We start from the raw sequence: 22,349 nt of genomic DNA, 5'->3' as shown, positions 1-22,349 counted from the left end.
GGTGAGACTGCGTCAGTGGCCGCCCCCACCAACCCCGTGCCCGCACCCCGACGACCGGAGCCTGCTCGAACGCGGATCGTGCTCGCCGAGGTGTCCCGCCGGGGCACCGACCGGACCCGCAGCGAGCTGACCGAGCAGACCCGGGTCGGCGAGGCGCTGGTCCGGGGCCTGGTCCGGGCCCAGCTCGCGCTGGCGCTGCGGCTGGCCGTGGTGGTGCTGGTCGGGCTCGGCGGGCTGCCCTGGCTCTTCGCCATCGCGCCGGCGGTCGGCCGGGTCACCGTCGCGGGCGTCAACCTGCCCTGGCTGCTGCTCGGGGTGGCCGCCTTCCCGTTCCTGGTCGCGGTCGGCTGGGTGTACGTGCGGCTGGCCGAACGGAACGAGCAGGACTTCTGCGACCTCGTCCAGCGACCGGAGCGCTGAGGTGGACAACGGTTACGTGGTGCCGGCGATCGTGGCGGTCACCCTGGCCACGTTCGCCATCGGCTTCTACGGGCTGCGGGTGGCCCGGACCACCTCCGACTTCCTGGTCGCCTCGCGCGCGGTCAGCCCGACCTGGAACGCCGCCGCGATCGGCGGGGAGTACCTCTCCGCGGCCTCCTTCCTCGGCATCGCCGGGCTGATCCTCAAGTACGGCGTCGACGTGCTCTGGTACCCGGTCGGCTTCGCCGCCGGCTACCTGGCGCTGCTGCTGTTCGTGGCCGCCCCGCTGCGCCGTTCCGGGGCGTTCACCCTGCCGGACTTCTGCGAGCTGCGGCTGCACTCGCGCCGGCTGCGGGCGCTCGCCACGGTCTTCGTGATCTTCATCGGCTGGCTCTACCTGGTGCCGCAGCTCCAGGGGGCGGGACTGACCCTGACCACGCTGACCGGCTCGCCGTACCCGGTCGGAGCGCTGGTCGTCGCGGTGGTGGTCATCGCCAACGTGGCGCTCGGCGGAATGCGGGCGATCACCTTCGTGCAGGCGTTCCAGTACTGGCTGAAACTGACCGCGCTCGCCGTACCGGTGATCTTCCTGGTGTTGCAGTGGCAGGCCGACGGGCGCCCCGAGGTGACCCCGCCCGACGGACCGGCGTTCCGGACCGCGACCACCGTCGTGGTCGACCACCCGGCCACCCTCACGCTCGCCGACGGCACCACCCGCGAGGTACGCCCCGGCGACGAGTTGGCCTTCGCTGCCGGCGACCCGGTGCCGGCGGTCTCCGGCGTGGTCACCGACGCGGCCGACTGGCTGCTGCCGAGCGCCGCCGGGGACGACGACCAGGGCCTCTTCGCCACCTACTCGCTGATCCTGGCCACCTTCCTCGGCACCATGGGACTGCCACACGTGCTGGTGCGCTTCTACACCAACCCGGACGGCGCGGCGGCCCGGCGGACGACCCTGGTGGTGCTGGCCATGGTCGGCGCCTTCTACCTGCTGCCCACCCTGTACGGCGTGCTCGGCCGGGTCTACACCCCGCAGCTGCTGGTGACCGGGCAGACCGACGCGGTGGTGGTGCTCCTGCCCGGCGCCGCGCTCGGCGACGGGGTGACCGGCCGGCTACTCGCCGCGCTGGTCGCCGCCGGGGCGTTCGCGGCGTTCCTCTCCACCTCGTCCGGGCTGCTCACCAGCGTCGCCGGGGTGATCTCCACCGACGTCCTCGGACGCGGGTCGGTCCGTGGCTTCCGGCTGGCCACCGTGATCGCCGGGGCGGCACCGGCGCTGCTGGCCCTCAACGTCTCGGGGATGGACGTCTCCCAGGTGGTGGGGCTCGCCTTCGCGGTGGCCGCGTCCAGCTTCTGCCCGCTGCTGGTGCTCGGCATCTGGTGGCGGGGGCTGACCGACGTGGGGGCCGCCGCCGGCATCCTCACCGGTGGCGGGGCGGCGGTCGCCGCCGTGCTGCTGACCGTGGTCGGTCCACCCCTGACCGGGTGGCCCGCGACGCTCATCGCCCAACCGGCCGCCTGGACGGTGCCGCTCGCGTTCACGGTCATGGTGGCGGTCTCGGTGGCCTCCCGCCGCCGCCTGCCCGCCGACGTCGCCACCACCATGCTCCGCCTGCACACTCCCGAGTCCCTGCGGTTGTAGGGGAACCGGTCAGGGGTCGGCCAGGCCGGCCTCGTAGCCGGCGATGACCAGTTGCGCCCGGTCCCGGGCCGCCAGCTTGGCGAGCAGGCTACCGATGTGGGTCTTGAGGGTGCCCCGGCTGATGTGCAGGGTCGCCTCGATCTCGTCGTTGGACAGGCCCCGCGTGACCAGCGCGAGCACCTCGTGCTCGCGCGGGGTCACCCCGTCGAGCCGACGCCGGGGCACACGGCGGGGAACGTGGCCGGCGATGAGCCGCCGGGTCACGCTCGGCGCGAGCAGCGACTCGCCGGCCGCCACCGTCCGGATCGCGTTGACCAGCCGGGACGGGGTGATGTCCTTGAAGACGAAGCCGCTCGCCCCGGCTTGCAACGCCCGGTAGACGTGGTCGTCCAGGTCGAACGCGGTGAGCACCAGGACCCGTGGAGGGTCCGCCACGGCGGTGATCCGGGCGGTGGCGGCAATGCCGTCGAGATCGGGCATCCGTACGTCCATGACGACGACGTCGGGCCGGCGGGCGGCGGCGAGCGCGACCGCCGCCCGGCCGGTGCCGGCCTCGCCGGCCACCGCCATCCCCGGGGTCGCGTCGACCAGCCGGCTCACCGTGCCCCGGAACAGCGGTTCGTCGTCCGCCAGCAGGACCCGGACCACTGCGGTGGTCATGTCCGGAAGGGCAGGGTCGCGCGGACGGCGAACCCACCGTCCGGCTCGGGTCCGACGGTCAGAGTGCCGCCGTGCAGGGTGGCCCGTTCCCGCATGCCCAGCAACCCGTGACCGGGTCGGTCGCTCCGCCGGGGCGTGCCGTCGTCCACCACGGCCAGGCTGAGCCCGTCGTCGGTCGCCGCGACGGTGACCCGGCACCGGGTGGCACGGGCGTGGCGGCGTACGTTCGTCAACGCCTCCTGCACGATCCGGTACGCCGAGGTCCGTACCCCGGCCGGTACGCGTGACAGGTCCGCCCGGTCGACGGTGACCGCCACGCCGGCCGCCCGGGTCTCCTCGACGAGCCGGTCCAGGTCGACCGGGCCCGGTGAGCCAGCGGTGTCCCCGGGAGCGTCCTGCTCACGCAGCCCGCCGAGGACCGTCCGGACGTCGTCCAGCGCGCTCCGGCTCGCCTGTTCGATGGTGCGCAACGCGGCCTCCCGTCCGCTGCCCAGGTGGTTCGCGACCGCTGCCTGCATGGTGATCAGGCTCAGGCTGTGGCCCACCACGTCGTGCACGTCCCGCGCGATGCGCAGCCGTTCCTCGGCGATCGCCCGCGCGACCCGCAGATCGGTGAGTTGGCTGGCGTGCCGCTGCCGGGTACGGACCGCCCAGGCCAGGGCCCACGAGGCGGCGACGACCGCCGTGCCGTAGCCGGTCACCGTCACCGGCGTGGTGGAGAAGGACTCCACGTTCTCCCGGGCCGGGACGAGGGGCAGCCCGGTGGTGAACGCGTCGACCAGGCCCGGCACCAGCACACCACCGAGGGCGGCGGCGAGGCCCCAGGCGGCGGCCCGGGCCGACGACAGCGCCACGGGGTAGAGCGCCACCGCCACCACGTACACGACGATCTCGACGCCGATCCCCACGACCAACGCGGTGGCCGTGGTCACCAGCACCACGACGAGGACCGGCACCGGCCACCACCGGCGGACCGCCAGCGGCAGCCCGAGCAGCCCGGCCAGGCACCACACCCACCAGCCCGAGGCGGGTCTCATCAGCACCACCGCCGCCACCACGGCCGCCGCGGCCAGCGCGTCCAGCGCGATCCAGGCCCACCGCCACAGCCGGGGCGGAACGGGCGCGAGGGTCCTCGCCGGTGGTGCCACGGGACCAACCGTAACGACGTCGGTGCGGCGTCGCTTCGGACCACGGTCCGATGTGCGACGCCCCGGTCACGCCCCAGGCTCGGACGGTGCTGATCCGCGCCCTCGCCGCCCTCGTCCTCGCCGTTCCGGCCGCCCCCGTCCACGCACCCGCTCCCCCGGTCGACGCCGCCTCGATCGATTCCGTCGTCGAGGCGTACCGCGAAGCGACCGGCATCCCCGGGATGGCTGTCGCCGTGACCCGGGGCCGCGAGGTGGTACGCGCCGCCGGGTACGGGCGCACCGCGACCGGAACTCCCGTCACTGACCGCACGCTCATGGCCGTCGCCTCGCTCAGCAAGTCCGTCACCGCGCTCGCCGTGATGCAACTGGTGGACGCCGGGCGGGTCCGGTTGGACGCGCCGGTCCGGGAGTACCTGCCGGAGTTCGCCATGGCCGACGACCGCGCCGCCGCGATCACCGTGCGCCACCTGCTCGACCAGACCTCCGGCATGTCCGACACGACGTACCGGCCGTTCAGCGGGCCCACCCGGCGGACTCTCCGGGAGGTGGTCGCGTCGTTGCGGACCGCCCGGCTGGCGGCGGCCCCCGGTGCCCGGTTCGAGTACCACAACCCGAACTACCAGGTCGCCGCCCGGCTCGTCGAGATGGTCGCCGGCCAGCCGTTCGACGACTATCTGCGCCGACACGTGTTCCGGCCGCTCGGGATGACCGACAGCCGCACCGGCGCCACCGCCGACGACCTGCCGCCCGACGCCCGGGGACACCGGATGGTCGCCGGGACGGCCGTCGCCCTGCCGGAACCGCCGGCCTTCGGCGCCGGCTCGGGCGGGGTGCTCAGCACCGCGCACGACATGGCCGCCTGGCTGGTCGCCCAGAACGACCGGGGACGCGGCCCGGACGGTACGCCGGTGGTCTCCGCCGCCGCGCTGGCCGAGACACACCGCCGGCCCGCGACCGGCTCGTACGGTCTGGGCTGGACCATCGGCGAGACGCCGTCCGGCGCGCCGCTGGTCGACCACACGGGTGGTCTGATCACCGTCACCGCGTACCAGGCCCTGCTCCCGGCCAGCGGGTACGGCGTCGTGGTCCTCGCGAACGCCGGGAGCCAGTACGGGGACGCCCCCGATCTCGGCGCGCGTCTCGTCGACCTGATCGAGGGGCGTCTGGTGTCCCCGGCTCCCTCGGCCGCCCCGCTGGCCCTGATCGACGTCGGGTTGCTCCTGCTCACGATCGGTGCCGGGTTCCTGGCCGTCCGGGGCGTCCGGCGGTCCCGGCGCTGGGCGGAGCGGCGTCGCCCCGGCCCGGCCGCCCTCGTCCGGTTGCTGCCGTACCTGCTTCCCCTGCCGCTCCTGGTCTGGCCGCACCGGGTGGTGAGCTACCTCTACCGGGGCATGGACATCTCCCGGCTCCAGGCCGCCTACCTGTATCCGACGGTCACGCTGCTGCTGGCGGTCGGGGCGCTGGGCTGCGTCGCGGTGCTCGTCGCACGGGTGGGACGCATGCTCCGCGCCCGCGCTTAGGTGACCGCCGTCGACCGCCCGGGTCAGCCGCCCGGATGAGAGCGGTCCCCTGAGGTGGAGGTCGAGATCGTCCCTGAGCAGGAGAGTCCGGTGGAGTCCGGCGGATAGTTTCGGGTCATGACTTCTGCGCACCCGGCCCTTCAGCTGCGCGGGCTGGCCAAACGGTTCGACACCAAGGTCGCGGTGGCGGGCGTCGACCTCGACGTCCCGGCCGGGTCGTTCTACGGGCTGCTCGGCCCGAACGGCGCCGGCAAGACCACCACCCTGTCGATGGCCGTCGGCCTGCTGCGGCCGGACGCCGGTGGCGCCTGGGTGCTCGGGCAGGACGTCTGGGGTGACCCGGTCCGGGCGAAGCAGCTGCTCGGGGTGATGCCGGACGGCGTACGCCTCTTCGACCGGCTCAGCGGCGCGGAACTGCTGGCGTACCACGGCCTGCTGCGCGGCATGGACCCGACGGTGGTCGACCAGCGCGCGGCGGAGCTGCTCGACGTGCTCGCCCTGGGCGACGCCGGCCGGACCCTGGTGGTCGACTACTCGGCCGGGATGAAGAAGAAGATCGGGCTGGCCTGCGCGCTGCTGCACGGTCCCCGGCTGCTGGTGCTGGACGAGCCGTTCGAGGCGGTCGACCCGGTCTCGGCGGCGTTGATCCGCGACATCCTGCACCGGTACGTCGTCGGCGGCGGGACGGTGGTCTTCTCCAGCCACGTCATGGAGGTCGTGGAGCGCCTCTGCTCGCACGTGGCCATCCTCGCCGACGGGACGATCAAGCGGGTCGGCACCCTCGACGAGGTACGCGGGGAGCGCTCGCTGGAGCAGGTCTTCGTGGAGGTGGTCGGCGGACGCACCGCGACCGGCGAGGAGCTGTCGTGGCTGTCGCGGTGACGGAGCCCGTCGAGCGGGTCCGTCCCGTGTCGGCCCGTCACTTCGTCCGGCTCAAGCTGCGGGTGATGGGCAACAACTTCCGGGGTCAGGGCTGGCGGATCGCTCTCTTCGTCGGCGGCGTGATCGCCGGGCTCTGGTTCGCCGGCACCGGGTTCTTCCTGCTGGCCGCCCCGGGGCTGGCCGACGAGTCCCGGTACGCGCTGATGGCCGCCGCGTTCGGCGGGGGGCTGGTGGTGCTCGGCTGGCTGCTGCTGCCGCTGGTCTTCTTCGGCGTGGACGAGACGCTCGACCCGGCCCGGTTCGCGCTGCTGCCGATCTCCCGGCGCACCCTGGTCACCGGGCTGTTCGCCGCCGCACTGGTCAGTGTGCCGGCGGTGGCGACCCTGCTCGCCATGACCGGACTGGTGCTCACCTCGGGCCTGCTCGGTGGCACGGCGGCGGCCGTGGCCGCCGTGGTCGGGGTGGTCGCCGGGCTGCTGCTCTGCGTGGCGGCCAGCCGGGCGATCACCAGCGCCTTCGCCACCATGCTGCGGTCCCGGCGGGTCCGCGACCTGGCGGCCGTGCTGCTCGCCGTGCTCGCCGCGCTGCTCGGTCCGTTGCAGCTGGTGGTACTCGCCGCCGTGCAGGACGCCGACTGGGACCGGCTGGCCGGGGTGGCCCGGGTGGTCGGTTGGACCCCGTTCGGCGCTCCCTGGACGGTCGGCATCGACGTGGCCGAGGGGCGGGCGTGGGCGGTCCCGGTGAAACTGCTGATCACCGTAGCGGCCATCGGCGCGCTGCTGGTGTGGTGGTCCCGGTCGCTGGAGTCGGCGATGGTCGGGGCGGCCAGTTCCGGTCCGGCCAAGACCCGCAGCGGCCCGGTCGGCGGGGCGGTCGCGCAGCTTTTCCCGCGTGTGGTGGGCTGGGCCCGGCGGGACCGGTTCGGCGCGCTGGTGGCACGGGAGTGCCGCTACTGGTGGCGGGACGCCCGACGGCGGGCCAACCTGATCACGATCGCGGTGGTCGGGCTCTTCGTGCCGGTGATGGTCAACTTCGGCGGGGCCAGCTTCACGGCCGGGGACGGCGTGGAACTGGCCACCCCCGACTCCTCCCCGGTGACGGTCAGCATCTCGATGGTCTTCGTCGGTCTGCTCGCCGCGGTGACGTTGGCCAACCAGTTCGGTTTCGACGGCAGCGCGTACGCGGCCAACGTGGTCGCCGGGGTGCCCGGTCGGCTGGAGCTGCAAGCCCGGATGGCCGCGTTCTCGGTGTACGTGCTGCCGATGCTCGCCGTCGTCGCCGTCGTCCTGGCGGTGCTGCTCGGTCGGCCGGCGTGGCTGGGCGTGATGGCGGGCAGCCTGCTTGCCACGTACGGGGCGGGGCTGGCGATCAACTCGATCGTCTCGGTGCTGGGGGCGTACTCGCTGCCGGAGACGAGCAACCCCTTCGCGCTGAACAGTGGTGCCGGGATCGCCAAGGGCCTGCTGACCCTGGTCTCGATGCTCGGCTCGGCGGCCGCGGCGGTGCCGATGGTGGTCGCGGCGGCGCTGCTCGGCGACGCCTGGCTCTGGCTGGCCGCACCGCTGGGTCTCGGGTACGGGTTGGGCGCGGCGCTGCTCGGCGCGTACCTCGCCGGTGACGTGCTCGACAACCGGGCCCCGGAGCTGCTGACGGCGGTGACTCCCCGCCGCTGACCGGGCTCGTCTCCCGTTGACCGGGCTCGCCTCCCGCTGACCGTCGCTCCGCTCAGCGCAGGCGCAGGAAGGCGTAGAGCATGCGACTGTCGTTGGCGCTGGTGACGCTGACCAGTTCCCACCCGAAGTGGGAGAGGTACTCGACGGCCTCCAGGAGTTGGGTGATAGAGCTGCTCGCCATTCGCGGCCGGGTGACGACCGCGAGGTGCCGGTGCGGGTAGCCGCGGAAGTCCACCTCGTTCCGGAGCACGGATTCCGCGATGACGAGTCGACTGCTGGCGAGCTGCTGCGGTGTCACGGGGGCCATGCCCGGCACGATAGAGGCCGTCCGCATCCACCGCTGGTCAGCCGCCATCCGGCCGGCAGTCCGCGACCCGTTCCCGGCTTGGCGGACGGCGGCACAATGGGTCAGTGCCCGTCGTCGAATCGGTCGTCACCGTCCCCGTGCCCCCGGAACTGGCGTTCGCCGTGTCGCAGACCGTCGGGTCGGTGCGCTACCGGTGGGACCCGTTCGTCCGGGAGCAGCACTTCGCCGACGGGGCGACCCGGCCCGGCAAGGGGGTGCGCACGGTCACCCGCTCCCGACACGGGCTGGTCATGGTCAGCGAGTACGTCTCGTACGTCCCGCCGAGCCACGTGGGGATGAAGATGGTCCGGGGCCCGTGGTTCTTCGAGGTGTTCGCTGGCGGCTGGCGGTTCGCCCCCGGTCCCGATCCGGACACCACGGTCGCCACCTGGCGGTACAGCTTCCGCTGCCGCCCGGCGTTCCTGCGGCCGGTGGCGGAGCGGATCGGGACGTGGCTGCTCGGCCGGGACATCCGCCGCCGGATCGCCGGCTTCGCGGCCGGCTGCGCCGACCCGGTGGTGGTGGCCGCCGCCCGGTCGGATGGCGAGCGGTGAGGCCCACGGAGCCGCCGGCCGGGTCACAATGTTTCACGTGAATCATCAAGCGGGCGCGGAGATCCACCATGTCGACCCGTTCGCCACGCCGGCCGGGCAGCGGTCACCGGCGCGGCGGCTACGGGGGCGACTGGCGTCCCCGGTGACGCTCTGGACGGCACCCGGACCGGCCGGGCTGACCGTCTCGTCGACCCTGGTCGCCGAGGGGGAGCCGGACCGGCTGCTCGGGCTGGTGGATCCGGAGGCCGACCTGTGGGCGGCGGCCGAGGAGGCGGGCCGGTTCGCGGTCGCGGTCCTCGGCCCGGCGCACCGACAGCTCGCGGACCGGTTCGCGGGCCTCTTCCCGTCTCCGGGCGGCCTCTTCGCTCTCGACGAGTGGGTCGACACACCGTACGGCCCGGTGCCGGCCGACGCCGGCGGCTGGGTGGGTTGCCGACTCGACAACAGCCGCGAGTGCGGCTGGGCGCTGCTGGTCGAGGCGACCGTCGAGGTGGTCGAACTGCCCGGGGTGGCCGAACGGGCCGAGCCGCTGCTGCACCACCGGGGCCGGTACCGCACGCTGGCCGGATGACCACCACCTCCCGGCGACGGACACGGCCCCACCTCCCACCCCAGGTCGGGAAGCCGGGGTGGGTAGCCGGCGATCAACGACGACCGTTCGACTACGTGACCTAGGTCACTCGGCGCAGCCAATCGCCCGTTCGGCGCAGCGAGCGACCGGCACCGATCTTTGCCTTTTCCGGCGGGAAGCACCGTCCCTACGGTGCGCGCAACACCCCACGCCTGCGAAAGGTGGTGATCTACAGATGTCGACGGACACACCCACTCCCGCCACGACGAACCGCGAGCGGTACCTCGCCGTACAACGGTCGGACGAGTTCGCCGGTCTGCGCCGCGCGCTGCGCGGCTTCGTCTTCCCGATGACCGTGGCCTTCTTCCTGTGGTACGCGCTCTACGTGATCCTCTCCGCGTACGCGCGGGGTTTCATGGGCACGAAGCTCTTCGGCACCAACATCAACGTGGCGCTCGTGTTCGGGCTGCTCCAGTTCGTCTCGACGTTCCTGATCGCCTGGCTCTACGCCCGGTACGCCGACCGGAAGATCGATCCGGTCGCCGACCGGATCCGTGCCGAGATCGGGGAGGTGACCCGTGACGACGATGCTCGCGGCTGAGGCGGCCGACACCACCGCCCGCAACCTGACCATCGCCCTCTTCCTGGTCTTCGTGGCGGCCACCCTCGCCATCACCATCTGGGCCAGCCGACAGACCAAGACGGCCACCGACTTCTACGCCGGCGGCCGGTCCTTCTCCGGTTTCCAGAACGGCATGGCGATCGGCGGCGACTACATGTCGGCGGCGTCGTTCCTGGGCATCGCCGGGATCATCGCCCTGTACGGCTACGACGGCTTCCTCTACTCGATCGGCTTCCTGGTCGCCTGGCTGGTGGCCCTGCTGCTCGTCGCCGAACTGCTGCGCAACTCCGGCCGGTACACGATGGCCGACGTACTGGCCTTCCGGATGCGTCAGCGGCCGGTCCGGACCGCCGCCGCGGCCTCCACCATCACCGTGTCGATCTTCTATCTGCTGGCCCAGATGGTCGGCGCGGGCGCCCTGGTGGCGCTCCTGCTCGGCATCAAGCCGGGCACCACCTTCCTCGGCATGGACGCGGACACCGCCAAGGTCGCCACCATCATCATGGTCGGCGCACTGATGATCATCTACGTCACGGTCGGCGGGATGAAGGGCACCACCTACGTCCAGATCGTCAAGGCGTTCCTGCTGATGGGCGGCGCGCTGGTGATGACGCTGCTGGTGCTGGCGAAGTACCAGTTCAACCTGTCCGCGCTGCTCGGTGACGCCGCCGCCTCCTCCGGCAAGGGCAACGCCTTCCTCGAACCGGGACTCCGGTACGGCGTCGAGGTGGCCGGAAACGCCACCCAGACGTTCTACAACAAGATGGACCTGCTCTCGCTCGGCATCGCCCTGGTGCTCGGCACAGCGGGCCTGCCGCACATCCTGATCCGCTTCTACACGGTGCCCACCGCCAAGGCCGCCCGTAAGAGCGTGCTCTGGGCGATCGGCATCATCGGCACCTTCTACCTGCTCACCCTGGCCCTCGGCTTCGGGGCGGCGGCGCTGGTCGGCGGTGAGGCGATCACCGCGCAGGACAAGGCGGGCAACACCGCCGCACCACAGCTCGCCGAGGTGCTCGGCGTGGACTTCCTCGGCGGCGATCTGGGCGGTGCGGCCCTGCTGGCGATCATCGCGGCGGTGGCCTTCGCCACCATCCTGGCGGTGGTGGCCGGGCTGACCCTGGCGTCGTCGTCGAGCCTCGCGCACGACTTCTACGCCAACGTGCTCCGCAACGGGCAGACCTCCGAGCGGCAGGAGGTCCGGGTCGCGCGTCTCTCCGCACTGGTCATCGGCGCGGTGTCCATCCTGCTGTCGATCTACGCGCAGAACCTGAACGTGGCGTTCCTGGTGGCGCTCGCCTTCGCGGTCGCCGCCTCGGGCAACCTGCCGGCGATCCTCTACAGCCTGTTCTGGAAGCGGTTCAACACCTCCGGAGCGGTCTGGGCCATCTACGGCGGCCTGCTCTCGGCCGTCCTGCTGGTCTTCTTCTCGCCGGTGGTGTCGGGGCAGCCGACGTCCATGTTCCCCGAGCACGACTGGCAGTGGTTCCCCCTGTCCAACCCGGGGCTCCTCTCCATCCCGTTCGGTTTCCTCTGCGGCTGGTTCGGCACCGTCATCTCGAAGGAGAGCGACGAGGAGAAGTACGCCGAACTGGAGGTCCGTGCCGTGACGGGGGCCGGAGCCCACTAGACAGGGCCGGCTCGTCCACCGACCGCTCCGGCGGTTGCCGGGGTCCCCTCCTACCTCATATCGAGGAGGAGGAGGACCCCGGCAACCAACCGACCCCGGCGTGCGGCACGGCGCGGGACGGCAGCGCTGAGTAGGCTGGCCGGCATGAAGGTAGCTCCCCGTTTCGGTGCCGGTCACCGCATTCTCGTCACCGGCGGCGCCGGTTTCGTCCCGTCGCATCTGGTCGACGTGCTGCTCGATCGCGGCTGCACGGTGGTCGCGGTGGACAACTTCATCACCGGCTCCAAGGAGAACGTCGCCCACCTCGCCGAGCGCCCCACCTTCACGCTGGTCGAGGCGGACATCTCGGACGGCCTGCCGACCCACCACCCGGCGCTGGCGGAACGCTTCGACGCGATCCTGCACATGGCGTCCCCGGCCAGCCCGACCGACTTCGCCACCATCCCGATCGAGATCCTCCGGGTCGGCTCGGTCGCCACGCTGCACCTGCTCGACCGGGCGGTCGCCGACGGGGCCCGGTTCCTGCTGGCCTCCACCTCGGAGGCGTACGGCGACCCGAAGGAGCACCCGCAGCGGGAGACGTACTGGGGCAACGTCAACCCGATCGGCGTCCGCAGCGTCTACGACGAGGCCAAGCGGTTCGCGGAGGCGGCCACGATGGCCTACCACCGGCGCCACGGACTGGACGTCGCCATCGTGCGGATCTTCAACACGTACGGCCCCCGAATGCGGCCGGACGACGGTCGGGCCATTCCCACCTTCGTCGCCCAGGCACTGCGGGGCGAACCGATCACCGTCCACGGCACCGGGGCGCAAACCCGCTCCATCTGCTACGTCGACGACCTGGTGCGTGGCATCCTGCTGCTGCTCGACTCGACCGAGACCGGGCCGATCAACTGCGGCACCGAGCACGAGATGTCGATGCGGCAGCTGGCCGAACTGATCGTGTCGCTCTCGGACAGCACGTCCGAGGTGACCTATGTCACCCGCGCCGCCGACGACCCGGAGATGCGGCGGCCGGACCTGACCCTGGCCCGGGACCTGCTCGGGTACGAGCCCCGGGTCGCGCCCGAGGACGGCCTCCGACGCACGATCGACCACTTCCGGAAGCGGTTGGGCTGATTTTCTCCACCGGTGTTCCGCGGTTGGCTGAGCTTCTCCTGAAGGCGTGACTGGCTCCGGGTCCGTACCCTGAGTTACATGTCAGCGACCTCGTCAGCCGGTCTCCCGCTCCCGTACCTGCACCGGGACTCCGCCGGGCGTGCCTCGGTCCCGGGCTCCAGCCCGGGCCGACGGTTCCGCCCGGCCCGGCCGGTCGGCGAGCGGCACCCGGCCGGTGCCGCCGTCCCGGACGACGACGGACCACTCGGTCCGGGTGGCCCGGGTGGCCCGACCGGTCCGGGTGGACGTGGGGGGCGCTCCGGTCGGCCGGGTCCCGGTCCCCGTTGGGGCCGGATCGCGCTGGTCGCCGGGGCCGCCGTGCTGGTGCTGGCGCTCCTCGGTGGCCTGGGTGCCTGGGTCTACGCGCGCGGGCTGAACGACGACCTGGCCCGCACCGACCCGTTCACGGAGATCACCGAGGGACGACCGCCCAAGGCGGTCGACGGCGCGCTCAACATCCTGCTGGTCGGCAGCGACTCGCGGGACCCGGACGCCCCGATCGACCAGTCCAGCAAGTGGCGGGCGGACACCATCATCGTGATGCACATCCCGTCGAGCCACGCCGAGGCCTACCTGGTCTCCATCCCCCGCGACCTGTACGTGCCGATTCCCGAGAGCGCGAACGCGGAGTGCGGGTCCGGCCAGCGCGGAAAGATCAACGCGGCGTTCGCCTTCGGTGGCCTGCCGTTGGCCGTGCGCACCGTGGAGTGCTTCACCGACGTGCACCTCGACCACGTGATGGCGGTCGACTTCGCCGGGTTCAAGCAGGTCACCGACGCGCTCGGCGGGGTGGACCTGCCGGTGGAGCAGACCGTCACCTCGATCCACAAGCCGTACCGGACCTTCACCAAGGGCGTCAACCACATGAACGGGGCCGAGGCGCTGGACTGGATCCGCCAGCGCAAGCAGTTCCCGGACGGCGACTTCGCCCGGATGCGGCACCAGCAGGAGTTCCTCCGAGCCCTGATGGACAAGGCGGCCAGCAGCGACACGCTGACCAGCCCGGGCAAGCTGAACGCCTTCCTCAAGTCGGTGACCGACGCGGTGACCGTGGACGAGGGGTTCTCCCTGGCCGACATGGCGGTGCAGTTCCGGAAGCTGCGCGGCGAGAACCTCACCTTCGTGACCAGCCCGCACCTGGGCAGCGAGACCATCGACGGCGAGTCGGTGGTGGTCTCCGACCGGGAGAAGGCGCTGGCAATGTACCGGGCCATGGCCGGGGACCGGATGACCGAATGGGTCAAGGCGAACCAGCCCGCCAAATCCAACGGCGGCTGAGGCTTCGACAGACGTCAGCACCCCTCGGCGGCGGGTCGCCCTCTACCGGCGCACCAGCCGACGATCGGTTTTGGCGGATCAGCCGTTCGGCCAGCAATCAGCGGTGACGGCGGGTGGACCGGAAAATAACGGCCGGATGAACTCGCCAGATCGGGGGCGGATCCGTAAAGTGATCCCGCCCCCGATATCGAACTGGAGCAGGCATGCCGGTTCAGACCCGCCGTCGCCCTCCGTCGCGGGAATCCGCCCCCGCAGGACGCGCTTCGGCCTCCGTCGTTCCGCCGCCCCGCCGGGGTGGCGGTCGCGGTAAGGACACCACCCCGAAGCGGAAGCGGCGCAAGGATCCGCTCTGGGCCCGGATCACCGTGATCGTCGGCGCGATGCTGATGATGACCAGCGGTGCCGCGATCGTGGGCAGCAAGGCGCTCATCGGTCAGGCCACCGGGAACATCTCCCAGCAGAACCTGCTCGGTGACGCCGGCAAGAGCGACGCCGAGGGTGGTGACACCCTCGAAGGCCCGATCGACATGCTGCTGCTCGGCGTGGACGCCCGGGCGACTTGGGCGGCCGACGACGTGCGGGCGGACAGCATCATCGTCCTGCACATTCCGGCGACCCACGACCAGGCGTACCTGATCTCGATTCCCCGGGACACCGAGGCGCAGATTCCGGCCTTCAAGAAGACGGGCTTCACCGGCGCCACCGACAAGATCAATGCCGCGTTCCAGTACGGGGCGCGCAACGGCGGCGGTTGGGCCGGGGGCGCCCAGCTGATGGCGCAGACCATCAAGAAGATGACCGGGGTGAGCTTCGACGGCGCGGCGATCATCAACTTCGGCGGGTTCAAGAAGGTGATCGACGCCCTGGGCAGCGTACGCATCTGCGTCAGCCAGGAGGTCGAGTCGATCCACATGTCGTACGTCGACGGCGAGCCGATGTGGAACGCGGACGCCAAGAAGAGCGGCAAGAAGAGGACCCCGGTGGTGCACAAGAAGGGCTGCCGGGAGATGGAGGGCTGGGAGGCCCTGGACTACTCCCGCCAGAGGTACGGCCTGAAGAACAGCGACTACGACCGCCAGCAGAACCAGCAGCAACTGATCAAGGCGATGGCGAAGAAGGCGATCAGCGACGGGGCGATGACCAACCCGATGAAGCTGAAGGCACTGCTGGACGCCGCCGGAGACACGCTGATCCTGGACACCGGCCGGGCGAACATTGCGGACCTGGTCTTCACCATGCGCGGGGTCACCGACAACGAGCTGACCATGTTGCGGACGAACAACGGCACCTACCACGGCAACGAGCACGGCCGTGAGGCACTCAGCCCGTTGACCATGGACATGTTCAAGGCGGTCAAGGAGGACCGGCTCGCCGAGTTCGTCTTCGCGAACCCGGGCGTCCTCTCCACCCGGAAGTGACCGAGCCCGGACCCACGTGATCCGTCCCGGACGGCCAGGGCAGACCACCGGATCGGGCGAATGCCGCCCGTAACGCAAAACGGACTCGTAGCCTGAGATGAGCAAAGCTCGTCTCGGGCTACGGGGGAGGCGTCACGTCCAGGTCAGCGCGGACCGGTTCGGGGCCGGTGGGCACCGCCGCGCCGCGCTGGGCCCGGGCCATGGTCGGCGTCGGTATCGCCCTGGCCCTGCTCTCGGTGGCCGCAGTGGTCGGGGTACGGGCACTCACCGAGCGGTACGACCGCTCGGTGGCCCGGGGGCACCTGCTGGACGACGACGCACGCCGGAACCGGACCGACCCGGACGGGCCGCTGAACTACCTGCTCATCGGCTCCGACCAGTTCCGGGGCGCCGACGACACCGACCAGCGCTCGGACACCATCCTGATCGTGCACCTGCCCGCCGGGCTGCGCCAGGCCTACCTGATCTCCGTTCCGCGCGACCTGCTGGTCACCATTCCGCCGGCAGCCAACGGGTACGGCGGCGGACAGGACAAGATCAACGCCGCGTACGACCTCGGGGGTGGGGGCGACAGCGGCGCCCGGCTGCTCTCGGCCACCCTGCACCGGCTCACCGGCCTGGAGTTCGACGGTGCCGCCGTGGTCGACTTCACCGGGCTCCGCCAGGTGGTCGACCTGCTCGGCGGTGTCCGGATGTGTGTCGACACCGAGGTCCGGTCGGTGCACACCGGCACCATCTTCGCCCCCGGCTGCCGGCAGATGGACGGGGCAGCCGCGCTGGACTACGTCCGGCAGCGGTACGACCTGCCCGGGGGCGACTACGACCGGCAGCGACACCAGCAGCAACTGCTCCGGGCGATGCTCGACCAGGCCGGCCAGACCGACCTGCTCGGCGACCCGCTGAAGCTGGACTCGCTGATCCGGGCGGTGGGGGACTCGTTGACCGTGGACACCAACGGCGTACCGCTGGAGGACCTGGTCCTGGCGCTGCGCGCGCTTCCCGCCGACGGGTTGGTCGGCGTCCGGGTGCCCTCGTCGCCGCAGCTCATCGGCCAGGTGTCGTACGTCGTCCTGGACGGCGGCGGCACCGAACTCTTCGGGGCCGTCCGGGGCGAGCGGATGACGCGCTGGGCCGCCGCGAATCCGCAGTGGGTGAACTCACTCTGAGAGGGCACGAGGGTCTAACCTTGGTACCCGTGTTCGGACCCGAGATTCCCACCGTGACCGTGAACGAGATCACCGACGCCACCTACCTGCTGGATGTGCGGGAGGACGGCGAGTGGGCGGCGGGGCACGCCCCCGGCGCGCACCACGTGCCCATGACGGAACTGCCCGCCCGGCTCGCCGAGGTGCCCAACGACGTCGACGTCGCGGTGATCTGCCGCTCCGGCGGCCGCTCGGCGCACGTCGTCGCGCACCTGGTGCAGAACGGGTGGGACCGGGTCCGCAACGTCGAGGGCGGGATGCAGCAGTGGGCCGCCGCCGGACGGCCGGTGACCACCGACAGTGGAGCCCCTGGTCAGGTCGCCTAGGCCGACGGCGATGAGCGGGCCACTGGTCTTCGCCCACCGCGGTTCCTCCGCCGCGCTGCCCGAGCACACCCTCGCGGCGTACCTGCGGGCACTCGAAGAGGGCGCCGACGGACTGGAGTGCGACGTCCGACTGACCCGGGACGGACACCTGGTCTGCGTGCACGACCGGCGATTGGACCGGACGAGCAACGGGCGGGGCCGGGTCAGCACGCGTACCCTCGCCGAGTTGGACGCGCTGGACTTCGGCTCGTGGCACCCGGGCTGCGGGCCGCTCGACGCCGACGAACCGGTCGACCCCGCGCGGACCCGGCTGCTCACCCTGGAGCGGCTGCTCGACGCGGTACGCGAAGCCGGTCGACCCGTCCGGTTGCTGGTCGAGACCAAGCACCCCACCCGGTACGGCGGGAACGTCGAACGGCGGCTGGTCGAGATGCTGCGCCGGTACGGCCTCACCGAGCCCGGACCGGACGACCCGGTACGGGTCACCGTGATGTCGTTCTCGCCGCTGGCGGTGCGGCGTACCCGGGAACTCGCCCCGGCGCTGCCGACCGTGCTGCTGCTGGACACGTTGCCGGGCTGGCTGCGACCGGGCAGGCTGCCCTTCGGCACCCGGATCGCCGGGCCGGGCATCGCCCTGGTCCGGGCCCGGCCACGGCTCGTCCCGGCGCTGCGGTCCGCCGGCCACCAGGTGTACGTCTGGACGGTCAACGAGCCGGACGACCTCGACCTGGTCCTCTCGGCCGGGGTGGACGGCATCATCACCGACCGACCGGCCCTGGCCCTGGCCCGACGTGGCTGAACCGCGCCCCGTGACCGACCGGGACGGCGTGGGCGAACCGGGCCTGGGGTGTCGGGAACCCGATCGGGAAGGCACACTCTGGGGCATGCCGGAGCGACCCGACTACGCCGCTCTCGTCGCCGGCCACACCGTCGTCGTCGAGAGGATCAACTCGGGCGATTCCGGGCTGCCCGTGCTCACCCAACTGCTCCGGGTGGCCCAACCCGCCCTGGGCGCGGCGGGAATGGCGTTCGTGGAGTTCACCCCGAACGGTGGGCGGGTGATCGCCGCGACCGGCGCGGCAGAGTGGGCGATCGGTCGTCCGCTGCCCCTCTCCGACCCGGCCACCGCCTTCCTCATGCAGGGACCCCGGGTGCAGCGGGTCCGGGCCGACCGGTTCACCGGCAACCTCGCCGAGGAACTGGCCCGCCGGGGACTCTGCTGGTTGGTCGCGGCGCGTGCCGAGATCGGCGGCCGGGCGGTCGGCAGCCTGCACGCCCTGCATCCGACGTCGGACGGGGAGGCCACCGGCGAGAGCGCGGTGATCGGCTACCTCGCCACCTGCATCGCGCACATGTACGGCGACCAGACCGGGCTGCCGGTGCACGGCGACGGGCCGGTGGTGGCCGCGCTCGCCGACGGGCTGGCCGTGGTCGACGGCGACGGCTACGTGCGGCTGTGGAATCCGGCCGCCGCACAGGTGACCGGCCGCAGCACCGGGCAGGCCCTCGGCCAGCCGTTGCCGTTCCCGCTGCCACCGCCCGGGCAGGTGCTCGACCACCGGCTGCCGGACGGGCGCTGGCTCCGGATCACCTCCGGTGAGCTGCCCGGGCCGGGGGCCCTGCGGGTGGCGACCTTCCGCGACGTCACCGACCAGCAACACCGCGACCAGGAACGGGATCTCTTCGTCGCGGTGACCAGCCACGAGCTGCGCACCCCGGTCACCGTCATCAAGGGGTACGCGAACACCCTCACCGACCACTGGGACTCCCTCACCGACGCGGACCGCCGGAAGGCGGCCCGGGTGATCGGTCAACGGGCCAACGAGCTGGCCCGCCTGGTCGACCGGCTGCTCTCCTCCGCCACCGACTTCGGGCCGGGCGCGGAGACCCCGCCGGCCGCGCTCGACCTCGTCGAGGCGCTCCGGTCGGCGGTCGCCGGTCTCCCCACCGAGCTACGACAGCGGATCGTCCTCGACCTTCCCGCCGGCCTGCCTCCGGCGCTCGGCGACCGGGCCGACCTGGCGACCGTCCTGACCGAGCTGACCACGAACGCCGACAAGTACTCCCCGCCCGGCTCCCCGATCGGGATCAGCGCCGACGCCGACGAGCACACCGTCGCGTTCCGGGTCGTCGACCAGGGCATCGGCATCCGGCCGGAGCACGTGGAACGCGCCTTCGAGCGGTTCTGGCAGGGTGAGTCGGGGGACCGGCGACGCTATCCCGGCGCGGGGCTCGGTCTCTACCTCGTCCGCCGGATCGTGGAGCGGCGGAACGGGTGGGTATCGCTCCGACCAGGGGCGGGTGGGGGTACCGTCGCAGAGGTGCGGCTGCCGCGCGGGTGACATCCCACCGGCACGAGGTATGCGGCAAGGAGGCACGGGCGTGTCGGCGAGGTCGGCGGAGCGGTCCTGGTGCGTGGTGGTGCCCCACCACGCGAGTGGAGCGCGCCTGGCCCGGCACCGGCTGGCCGCCGTGCTCGCCGACGAGGTGCCGCCGGCCCTGCTGGCCGACCTGGTGGCGGTCCTCGCCGAGCTGGTCGGCAACGCGGTCCGGCACGCCGACCCCCTACCCGGCGGGGTGGTCCGGGTGGCCTGGCGGTTACGCCCCGAGGGCGACGGGCAGCACGTCCGGGTCCGGGTCACCGACGGCGGGGCGGCTTCGGCGCCCCGGATGCGGGCGGCCGGTCTGGACGCGGCCGACGGTCGTGGGCTGCACATCGTCGCCGGCCTGGCGAGCCGGTGGGGCGTCGACCGCGACGGTCTCGGGCAGAGCGTCTGGGCCGACTTCGACCCGGCCGAGGTGGGCCGGGCCGACCTGGTGGCCGCCGGCTGACGGTTCGCAGACGGGCGGTCGGGGCGCGCCGACCGGCGTCGGACGCACCGCACCCCACATCCGTCCCGCCCGGCCCTTAGGCTGTCTCGCCGTGAGCAAGCGTCGAAAGAACCAGCGGGCCGCCGAAGACACCCCGAAGCGGGAGAAGGTGCGGGACATCTTCGTCCCCCGCCCCTTCGAGGGACTGAGCGACGAGCCGGAGTGGATCGCCCTGCGCGAGTTGGTGCCGGCCGCGTCCGCGCCGCTGCGCCTGGCGCCCGCCCTGGTCGAGGAGTACGGCGACCGCCCGGTGACCCTGGCGACGGTGCTGCCGATGGCCACCCCGGCCATGACCAAGCCCGACGGGCGGATCTTCATCGGGCTCCAGCGGCACCTCCAGTCCGGCGACGTCTCCCGTGACCTGGCGGAGGCGCTGCTCTGCGCGCTGCGTACCGAGCCGGGCCGGTCGGTGCCGGTGCCCCCGCTGCCCGGCCCGGGTCCCCGTCTCCAGGACGTCCTGGTCGACGGGCCGCTCGACGTCACCATGCACGACGGGTTCGAGTTCTGGCTGGACCCCGGGGCGGGCGACGACCCGAACGTGCAGGCGTCGTTGGAGCGTGCCAACGCGGCGGTCTATCCGACCGTCAAGCTCACCGCCGCCCGCGCCGCCTACTGGTGCCAGGTGCCGGAAAAGGCGCACGTGCGGTGGGTCCTCCCGAACGACGAGGACGCTGCCCTGGACACGTTGGCGCGGCTCGGGTCCGCCGGCACGCTGACGCTGGGCGAGCAGACCCGCTTCGCCGGGATGTTCCGGGCGCACGGCCGGCTGGTGCCGGTCTGGGACCTGCCCGACGAGCCGCCCGCCGCCGAGTGGGAGGAGCCGCTCGCGCAGTTCGCCAAGCGGTACGCCGAGGCGCTCGCGGACCCGACCCCGCTCGACGCGGCCGGCCGCCGCGCCCGTCAGGGCCTTCTCGGCCGTCAGCTGACGCTCCGCTGAGGCGGGCCGACGCTTCTCCCAGGTGTTTGCAGGGGGCCCTTCCTCACGTTTTTTGGTGAGCAAGGGTCCCCTGCAGTCACCTCAGCCGGGCACCTCAGCCCGGCAGCTCAGCCGGGCACCTCAGCAGGGCAGCTCAGTCGGGGCAGCCGAGCAGGTCGGGTGGGCACCTCAGTCGGGCCGGAGGGGGTCGCGGACCAGGGGGCAGGACATGCAGCGCGGGCCGCCCCGGCCCGAACCCAGCTCGGATCCGGCGATCGGGATGACCTCGATGCCGGCCCGCTCCAGCTGGGCGTTGGTCTCGACGTTGCGCTCGTAGCCGACGCAGAGCCGGGGGGCCAGGGCGAGCGTGTTGTTGCCGTCGTCCCACTGCTCGCGCTCGGCGGTCACCGGGTCCAGCCCGGTGTCGATCACCCGGAGCGCGTCGAGGTCCATCGCGTCGGCCGCGGCGCGCAGGAACGGGGCGGGCCCGTCCACCTGCGGCTCGCCGTCCGGGCCCGCCACCACGGTGTACGCCGACAGCGTGTGGGCGACGTTCGGGTACATCAGCACGGCGTCGACGTCGACCATGGTGCAGACGGTGTCCAGGTGCATGGTGGCCCGTTCCTGCGCGATCGGCACCACGAGGATGGTGTGGGCCAGTCCGGCGGCGAAGACCCGCCGGGCCAGCCGCTCCGCGCCGGCGGGCGTGGTCCGCTCGCCCACCCCCACCGCCAGCACTCCGGGAGCGAGCAGGAGGACGTCGCCGCCCTCCAGGTGCTCCAGCCCCGGTTCGTAGACCGACCGGGAGTCGGCGAAGCGGGGATGGTGCCGGTAGATCGCGTCGGTGAGCGAGGTCTCCCGCCGCCGGGCCGGCATGGCGAGACTGGTCACCCCGACCCGGTCCCGGATCCACAGTGACGAGTCGCGGGTGAAGAGCAGGTTCGGGAGCGGGTCGATGACGAACTCGTGCCGGTCCATGAGCGTGTAGACCAGCCCTCCGGGGCGGTCCCAACTGGTCCGCAGTTCCTCGTGGGCCAGGCCGGCGACGAACACGTCGGCGAGGGCGGCCGGGTCGAGGTACGTGAGGTGGTCGGCGACCCGACGGCGCAGCGTGTCACCGAGGCGACGGTCCCGCAACACCTGGTCGGTCAGCTCCGCGCGGGCTTCCGCGACGGCCAGTGTCTCGGCCAGTAGGGTGGCGAGGTACAGCACCTCCACCCCGCGCTCGCGCAGGGCGGCGGCGAAGGCGTCATGCTCCTCCTGTGCCCTACCCACCCATGGGATAGCGTCGAACAGAAGTGAGTCGTTGTTGCGGGGGGTGAGTCGCGCGAGTTCGGGGCCGGGCCGGTGCAGGAGCACGGTGCGGAGCCGGCCGACCTCACTGTCCACGTAGTGGGTCACCCACGCAGCCTAGGCCAGTGGTTGACGGCATCCGGGAAAAGAGATGGGCATGAATGTGGCATTCATCCGCACTCACTCCGGTGCTTCGACTTGCCGACACACCGG

At 72.3% G+C, this 22,349-nt stretch carries 21 protein-coding genes and 1 pseudogene; 18 read left to right on the top strand and 4 right to left on the bottom strand.

All coding sequences use genetic code 11. The features are described 5' to 3' along the window. The first annotated feature begins 36 nt into the window (after positions 1-36). Positions 37-420, top strand: a complete 384-nt coding sequence (locus GA0070618_RS10325; protein ID WP_088985431.1) for a hypothetical protein — start codon at positions 37-39, stop codon at positions 418-420. Between the two features lies 1 nt (position 421). After that, positions 422-2,062, top strand: coding sequence for a sodium/solute symporter (locus GA0070618_RS10320; protein WP_088981450.1), 1,641 nt, complete (start codon positions 422-424; stop codon positions 2,060-2,062). Between the two features lie 9 nt (positions 2,063-2,071). On the opposite strand, the gene GA0070618_RS10315 is transcribed toward GA0070618_RS10320, so the two are convergent. Next, entirely contained in the window at positions 2,072-2,722 is a 651-nt protein-coding gene (locus GA0070618_RS10315) for a response regulator (protein WP_088981449.1), read from the bottom strand. Then, positions 2,719-3,870 carry a sensor histidine kinase gene (locus GA0070618_RS10310; RefSeq protein WP_088981448.1) on the bottom strand — a complete coding sequence of 384 codons (1,152 nt, stop codon included), beginning with the start codon at positions 3,868-3,870 and terminating at the stop codon, positions 2,719-2,721. Before GA0070618_RS10310 ends, GA0070618_RS10315 begins: the two co-directional genes overlap by 4 nt. An 86-nt stretch (positions 3,871-3,956) precedes the next feature. On the opposite strand from GA0070618_RS10310, the gene GA0070618_RS10305 reads away from it, so the two are divergent. The 3 genes from GA0070618_RS10305 to GA0070618_RS10295 all read left to right on the top strand — a co-directional run bounded on the left by GA0070618_RS10305 (position 3,957) and on the right by GA0070618_RS10295 (position 7,945). Further along, complete coding sequence (locus GA0070618_RS10305) at positions 3,957-5,390, top strand: serine hydrolase domain-containing protein (RefSeq protein ID WP_088985430.1); 1,434 nt, start codon at positions 3,957-3,959, stop codon at positions 5,388-5,390. A 117-nt stretch (positions 5,391-5,507) separates the two neighbouring features. Then, positions 5,508-6,272: an ABC transporter ATP-binding protein gene (locus tag GA0070618_RS10300; protein ID WP_088981447.1), complete on the top strand. Its 765-nt coding sequence runs from the start codon at positions 5,508-5,510 to the stop codon at positions 6,270-6,272. Then, a complete protein-coding gene (locus GA0070618_RS10295; RefSeq protein WP_088981446.1) occupies positions 6,257-7,945 on the top strand; it encodes an ABC transporter permease in 1,689 nt (562 codons plus the stop codon). The genes GA0070618_RS10300 and GA0070618_RS10295 overlap by 16 nt, the downstream gene beginning before the upstream one ends. Before the next feature lie 52 nt (positions 7,946-7,997). On the opposite strand, the gene GA0070618_RS10290 is transcribed toward GA0070618_RS10295, so the two are convergent. Further along, a complete protein-coding gene (locus GA0070618_RS10290) occupies positions 7,998-8,252 on the bottom strand; it encodes a hypothetical protein (protein WP_088985429.1) in 255 nt (84 codons plus the stop codon). Positions 8,253-8,356: 104 nt separating this feature from the next. On the opposite strand from GA0070618_RS10290, the gene GA0070618_RS10285 reads away from it, so the two are divergent. The 13 genes and pseudogenes from GA0070618_RS10285 to GA0070618_RS10225 all read left to right on the top strand — a co-directional run bounded on the left by GA0070618_RS10285 (position 8,357) and on the right by GA0070618_RS10225 (position 20,864). After that, positions 8,357-8,845 carry an SRPBCC family protein gene (locus tag GA0070618_RS10285; RefSeq protein ID WP_088981445.1) on the top strand — a complete coding sequence of 163 codons (489 nt, stop codon included), beginning with the start codon at positions 8,357-8,359 and terminating at the stop codon, positions 8,843-8,845. 13 nt (positions 8,846-8,858) lie between these two features. Continuing rightward, positions 8,859-9,416: pseudogene (locus tag GA0070618_RS10280) on the top strand (flavin reductase family protein); the annotation flags it as partial. 235 nt (positions 9,417-9,651) lie between these two features. Beyond that, the gene (locus GA0070618_RS10275; RefSeq protein ID WP_088981444.1) at positions 9,652-10,017 is read left to right on the top strand and encodes a DUF485 domain-containing protein; all 366 of its coding nucleotides are present in this window, start codon (positions 9,652-9,654) and stop codon (positions 10,015-10,017) included. Then, positions 9,995-11,668 carry a solute symporter family protein gene (locus GA0070618_RS10270; protein ID WP_088981443.1) on the top strand — a complete coding sequence of 558 codons (1,674 nt, stop codon included), beginning with the start codon at positions 9,995-9,997 and terminating at the stop codon, positions 11,666-11,668. The genes GA0070618_RS10275 and GA0070618_RS10270 overlap by 23 nt, the downstream gene beginning before the upstream one ends. A 144-nt stretch (positions 11,669-11,812) precedes the next feature. Beyond that, entirely contained in the window at positions 11,813-12,790 is a 978-nt protein-coding gene (locus tag GA0070618_RS10265) for an NAD-dependent epimerase/dehydratase family protein (protein WP_088981442.1), read from the top strand. Positions 12,791-12,868: 78 nt separating this feature from the next. Beyond that, positions 12,869-14,107 (top strand): LCP family protein, encoded by a 1,239-nt coding sequence (locus GA0070618_RS10260; protein ID WP_088981441.1) that lies wholly within the window; start codon positions 12,869-12,871, stop codon positions 14,105-14,107. A gap of 203 nt (positions 14,108-14,310) precedes the next feature. Continuing rightward, positions 14,311-15,525: an LCP family protein gene (locus tag GA0070618_RS10255; RefSeq protein ID WP_088981440.1), complete on the top strand. Its 1,215-nt coding sequence runs from the start codon at positions 14,311-14,313 to the stop codon at positions 15,523-15,525. 167 nt (positions 15,526-15,692) lie between these two features. After that, positions 15,693-16,691, top strand: coding sequence for an LCP family protein (locus GA0070618_RS10250; protein WP_462358811.1), 999 nt, complete (start codon positions 15,693-15,695; stop codon positions 16,689-16,691). Positions 16,692-16,720: 29 nt separating this feature from the next. Continuing rightward, complete coding sequence (locus GA0070618_RS10245) at positions 16,721-17,056, top strand: rhodanese-like domain-containing protein (protein WP_088981439.1); 336 nt, start codon at positions 16,721-16,723, stop codon at positions 17,054-17,056. A gap of 10 nt (positions 17,057-17,066) precedes the next feature. Further along, positions 17,067-17,855 (top strand): glycerophosphodiester phosphodiesterase, encoded by a 789-nt coding sequence (locus GA0070618_RS10240; protein ID WP_088981438.1) that lies wholly within the window; start codon positions 17,067-17,069, stop codon positions 17,853-17,855. 85 nt (positions 17,856-17,940) lie between these two features. Next, on the top strand, positions 17,941-19,398 hold the full coding sequence (locus GA0070618_RS10235; protein WP_088985426.1) for a sensor histidine kinase: 1,458 nt from the start codon (positions 17,941-17,943) through the stop codon (positions 19,396-19,398). Positions 19,399-19,417: 19 nt separating this feature from the next. Further along, positions 19,418-19,888, top strand: a complete 471-nt coding sequence (locus GA0070618_RS10230; protein ID WP_170107881.1) for an ATP-binding protein — start codon at positions 19,418-19,420, stop codon at positions 19,886-19,888. A gap of 91 nt (positions 19,889-19,979) precedes the next feature. Further along, the gene (locus GA0070618_RS10225; protein ID WP_088981436.1) at positions 19,980-20,864 is read left to right on the top strand and encodes a DUF5926 family protein; all 885 of its coding nucleotides are present in this window, start codon (positions 19,980-19,982) and stop codon (positions 20,862-20,864) included. Positions 20,865-21,032: 168 nt separating this feature from the next. Here the strand turns inward: GA0070618_RS10225 and GA0070618_RS10220 are convergent, their stop codons facing one another. Beyond that, positions 21,033-22,244, bottom strand: coding sequence for an arginine deiminase (locus GA0070618_RS10220; protein WP_088981435.1), 1,212 nt, complete (start codon positions 22,242-22,244; stop codon positions 21,033-21,035). Between the last annotated feature and the right edge of the window lie 105 nt (positions 22,245-22,349).

This window comes from Micromonospora echinospora (assembly GCF_900091495.1).
GTDB lineage: Bacteria > Actinomycetota > Actinomycetes > Mycobacteriales > Micromonosporaceae > Micromonospora > Micromonospora echinospora.
This window is presented reverse-complemented; position numbering and strand designations above follow the sequence as displayed.

Coding starts and splice junctions, on each gene's coding strand:
- GA0070618_RS10255 (WP_088981440.1), top strand. CDS start 14,311: ATGCCGGTTCAGACCCGCCGTCGCCCTCCGTCGCGGGAATCCGCCCCC.
- GA0070618_RS10230 (WP_170107881.1), top strand. CDS start 19,418: ATGCGGCAAGGAGGCACGGGCGTGTCGGCGAGGTCGGCGGAGCGGTCC.
- GA0070618_RS10260 (WP_088981441.1), top strand. CDS start 12,869: ATGTCAGCGACCTCGTCAGCCGGTCTCCCGCTCCCGTACCTGCACCGG.
- GA0070618_RS10265 (WP_088981442.1), top strand. CDS start 11,813: ATGAAGGTAGCTCCCCGTTTCGGTGCCGGTCACCGCATTCTCGTCACC.
- GA0070618_RS10290 (WP_088985429.1), bottom strand. CDS start 8,252: ATGGCCCCCGTGACACCGCAGCAGCTCGCCAGCAGTCGACTCGTCATC.
- GA0070618_RS10235 (WP_088985426.1), top strand. CDS start 17,941: ATGCCGGAGCGACCCGACTACGCCGCTCTCGTCGCCGGCCACACCGTC.
- GA0070618_RS10275 (WP_088981444.1), top strand. CDS start 9,652: ATGTCGACGGACACACCCACTCCCGCCACGACGAACCGCGAGCGGTAC.
- GA0070618_RS10240 (WP_088981438.1), top strand. CDS start 17,067: ATGAGCGGGCCACTGGTCTTCGCCCACCGCGGTTCCTCCGCCGCGCTG.
- GA0070618_RS10300 (WP_088981447.1), top strand. CDS start 5,508: ATGACTTCTGCGCACCCGGCCCTTCAGCTGCGCGGGCTGGCCAAACGG.
- GA0070618_RS10315 (WP_088981449.1), bottom strand. CDS start 2,722: ATGACCACCGCAGTGGTCCGGGTCCTGCTGGCGGACGACGAACCGCTG.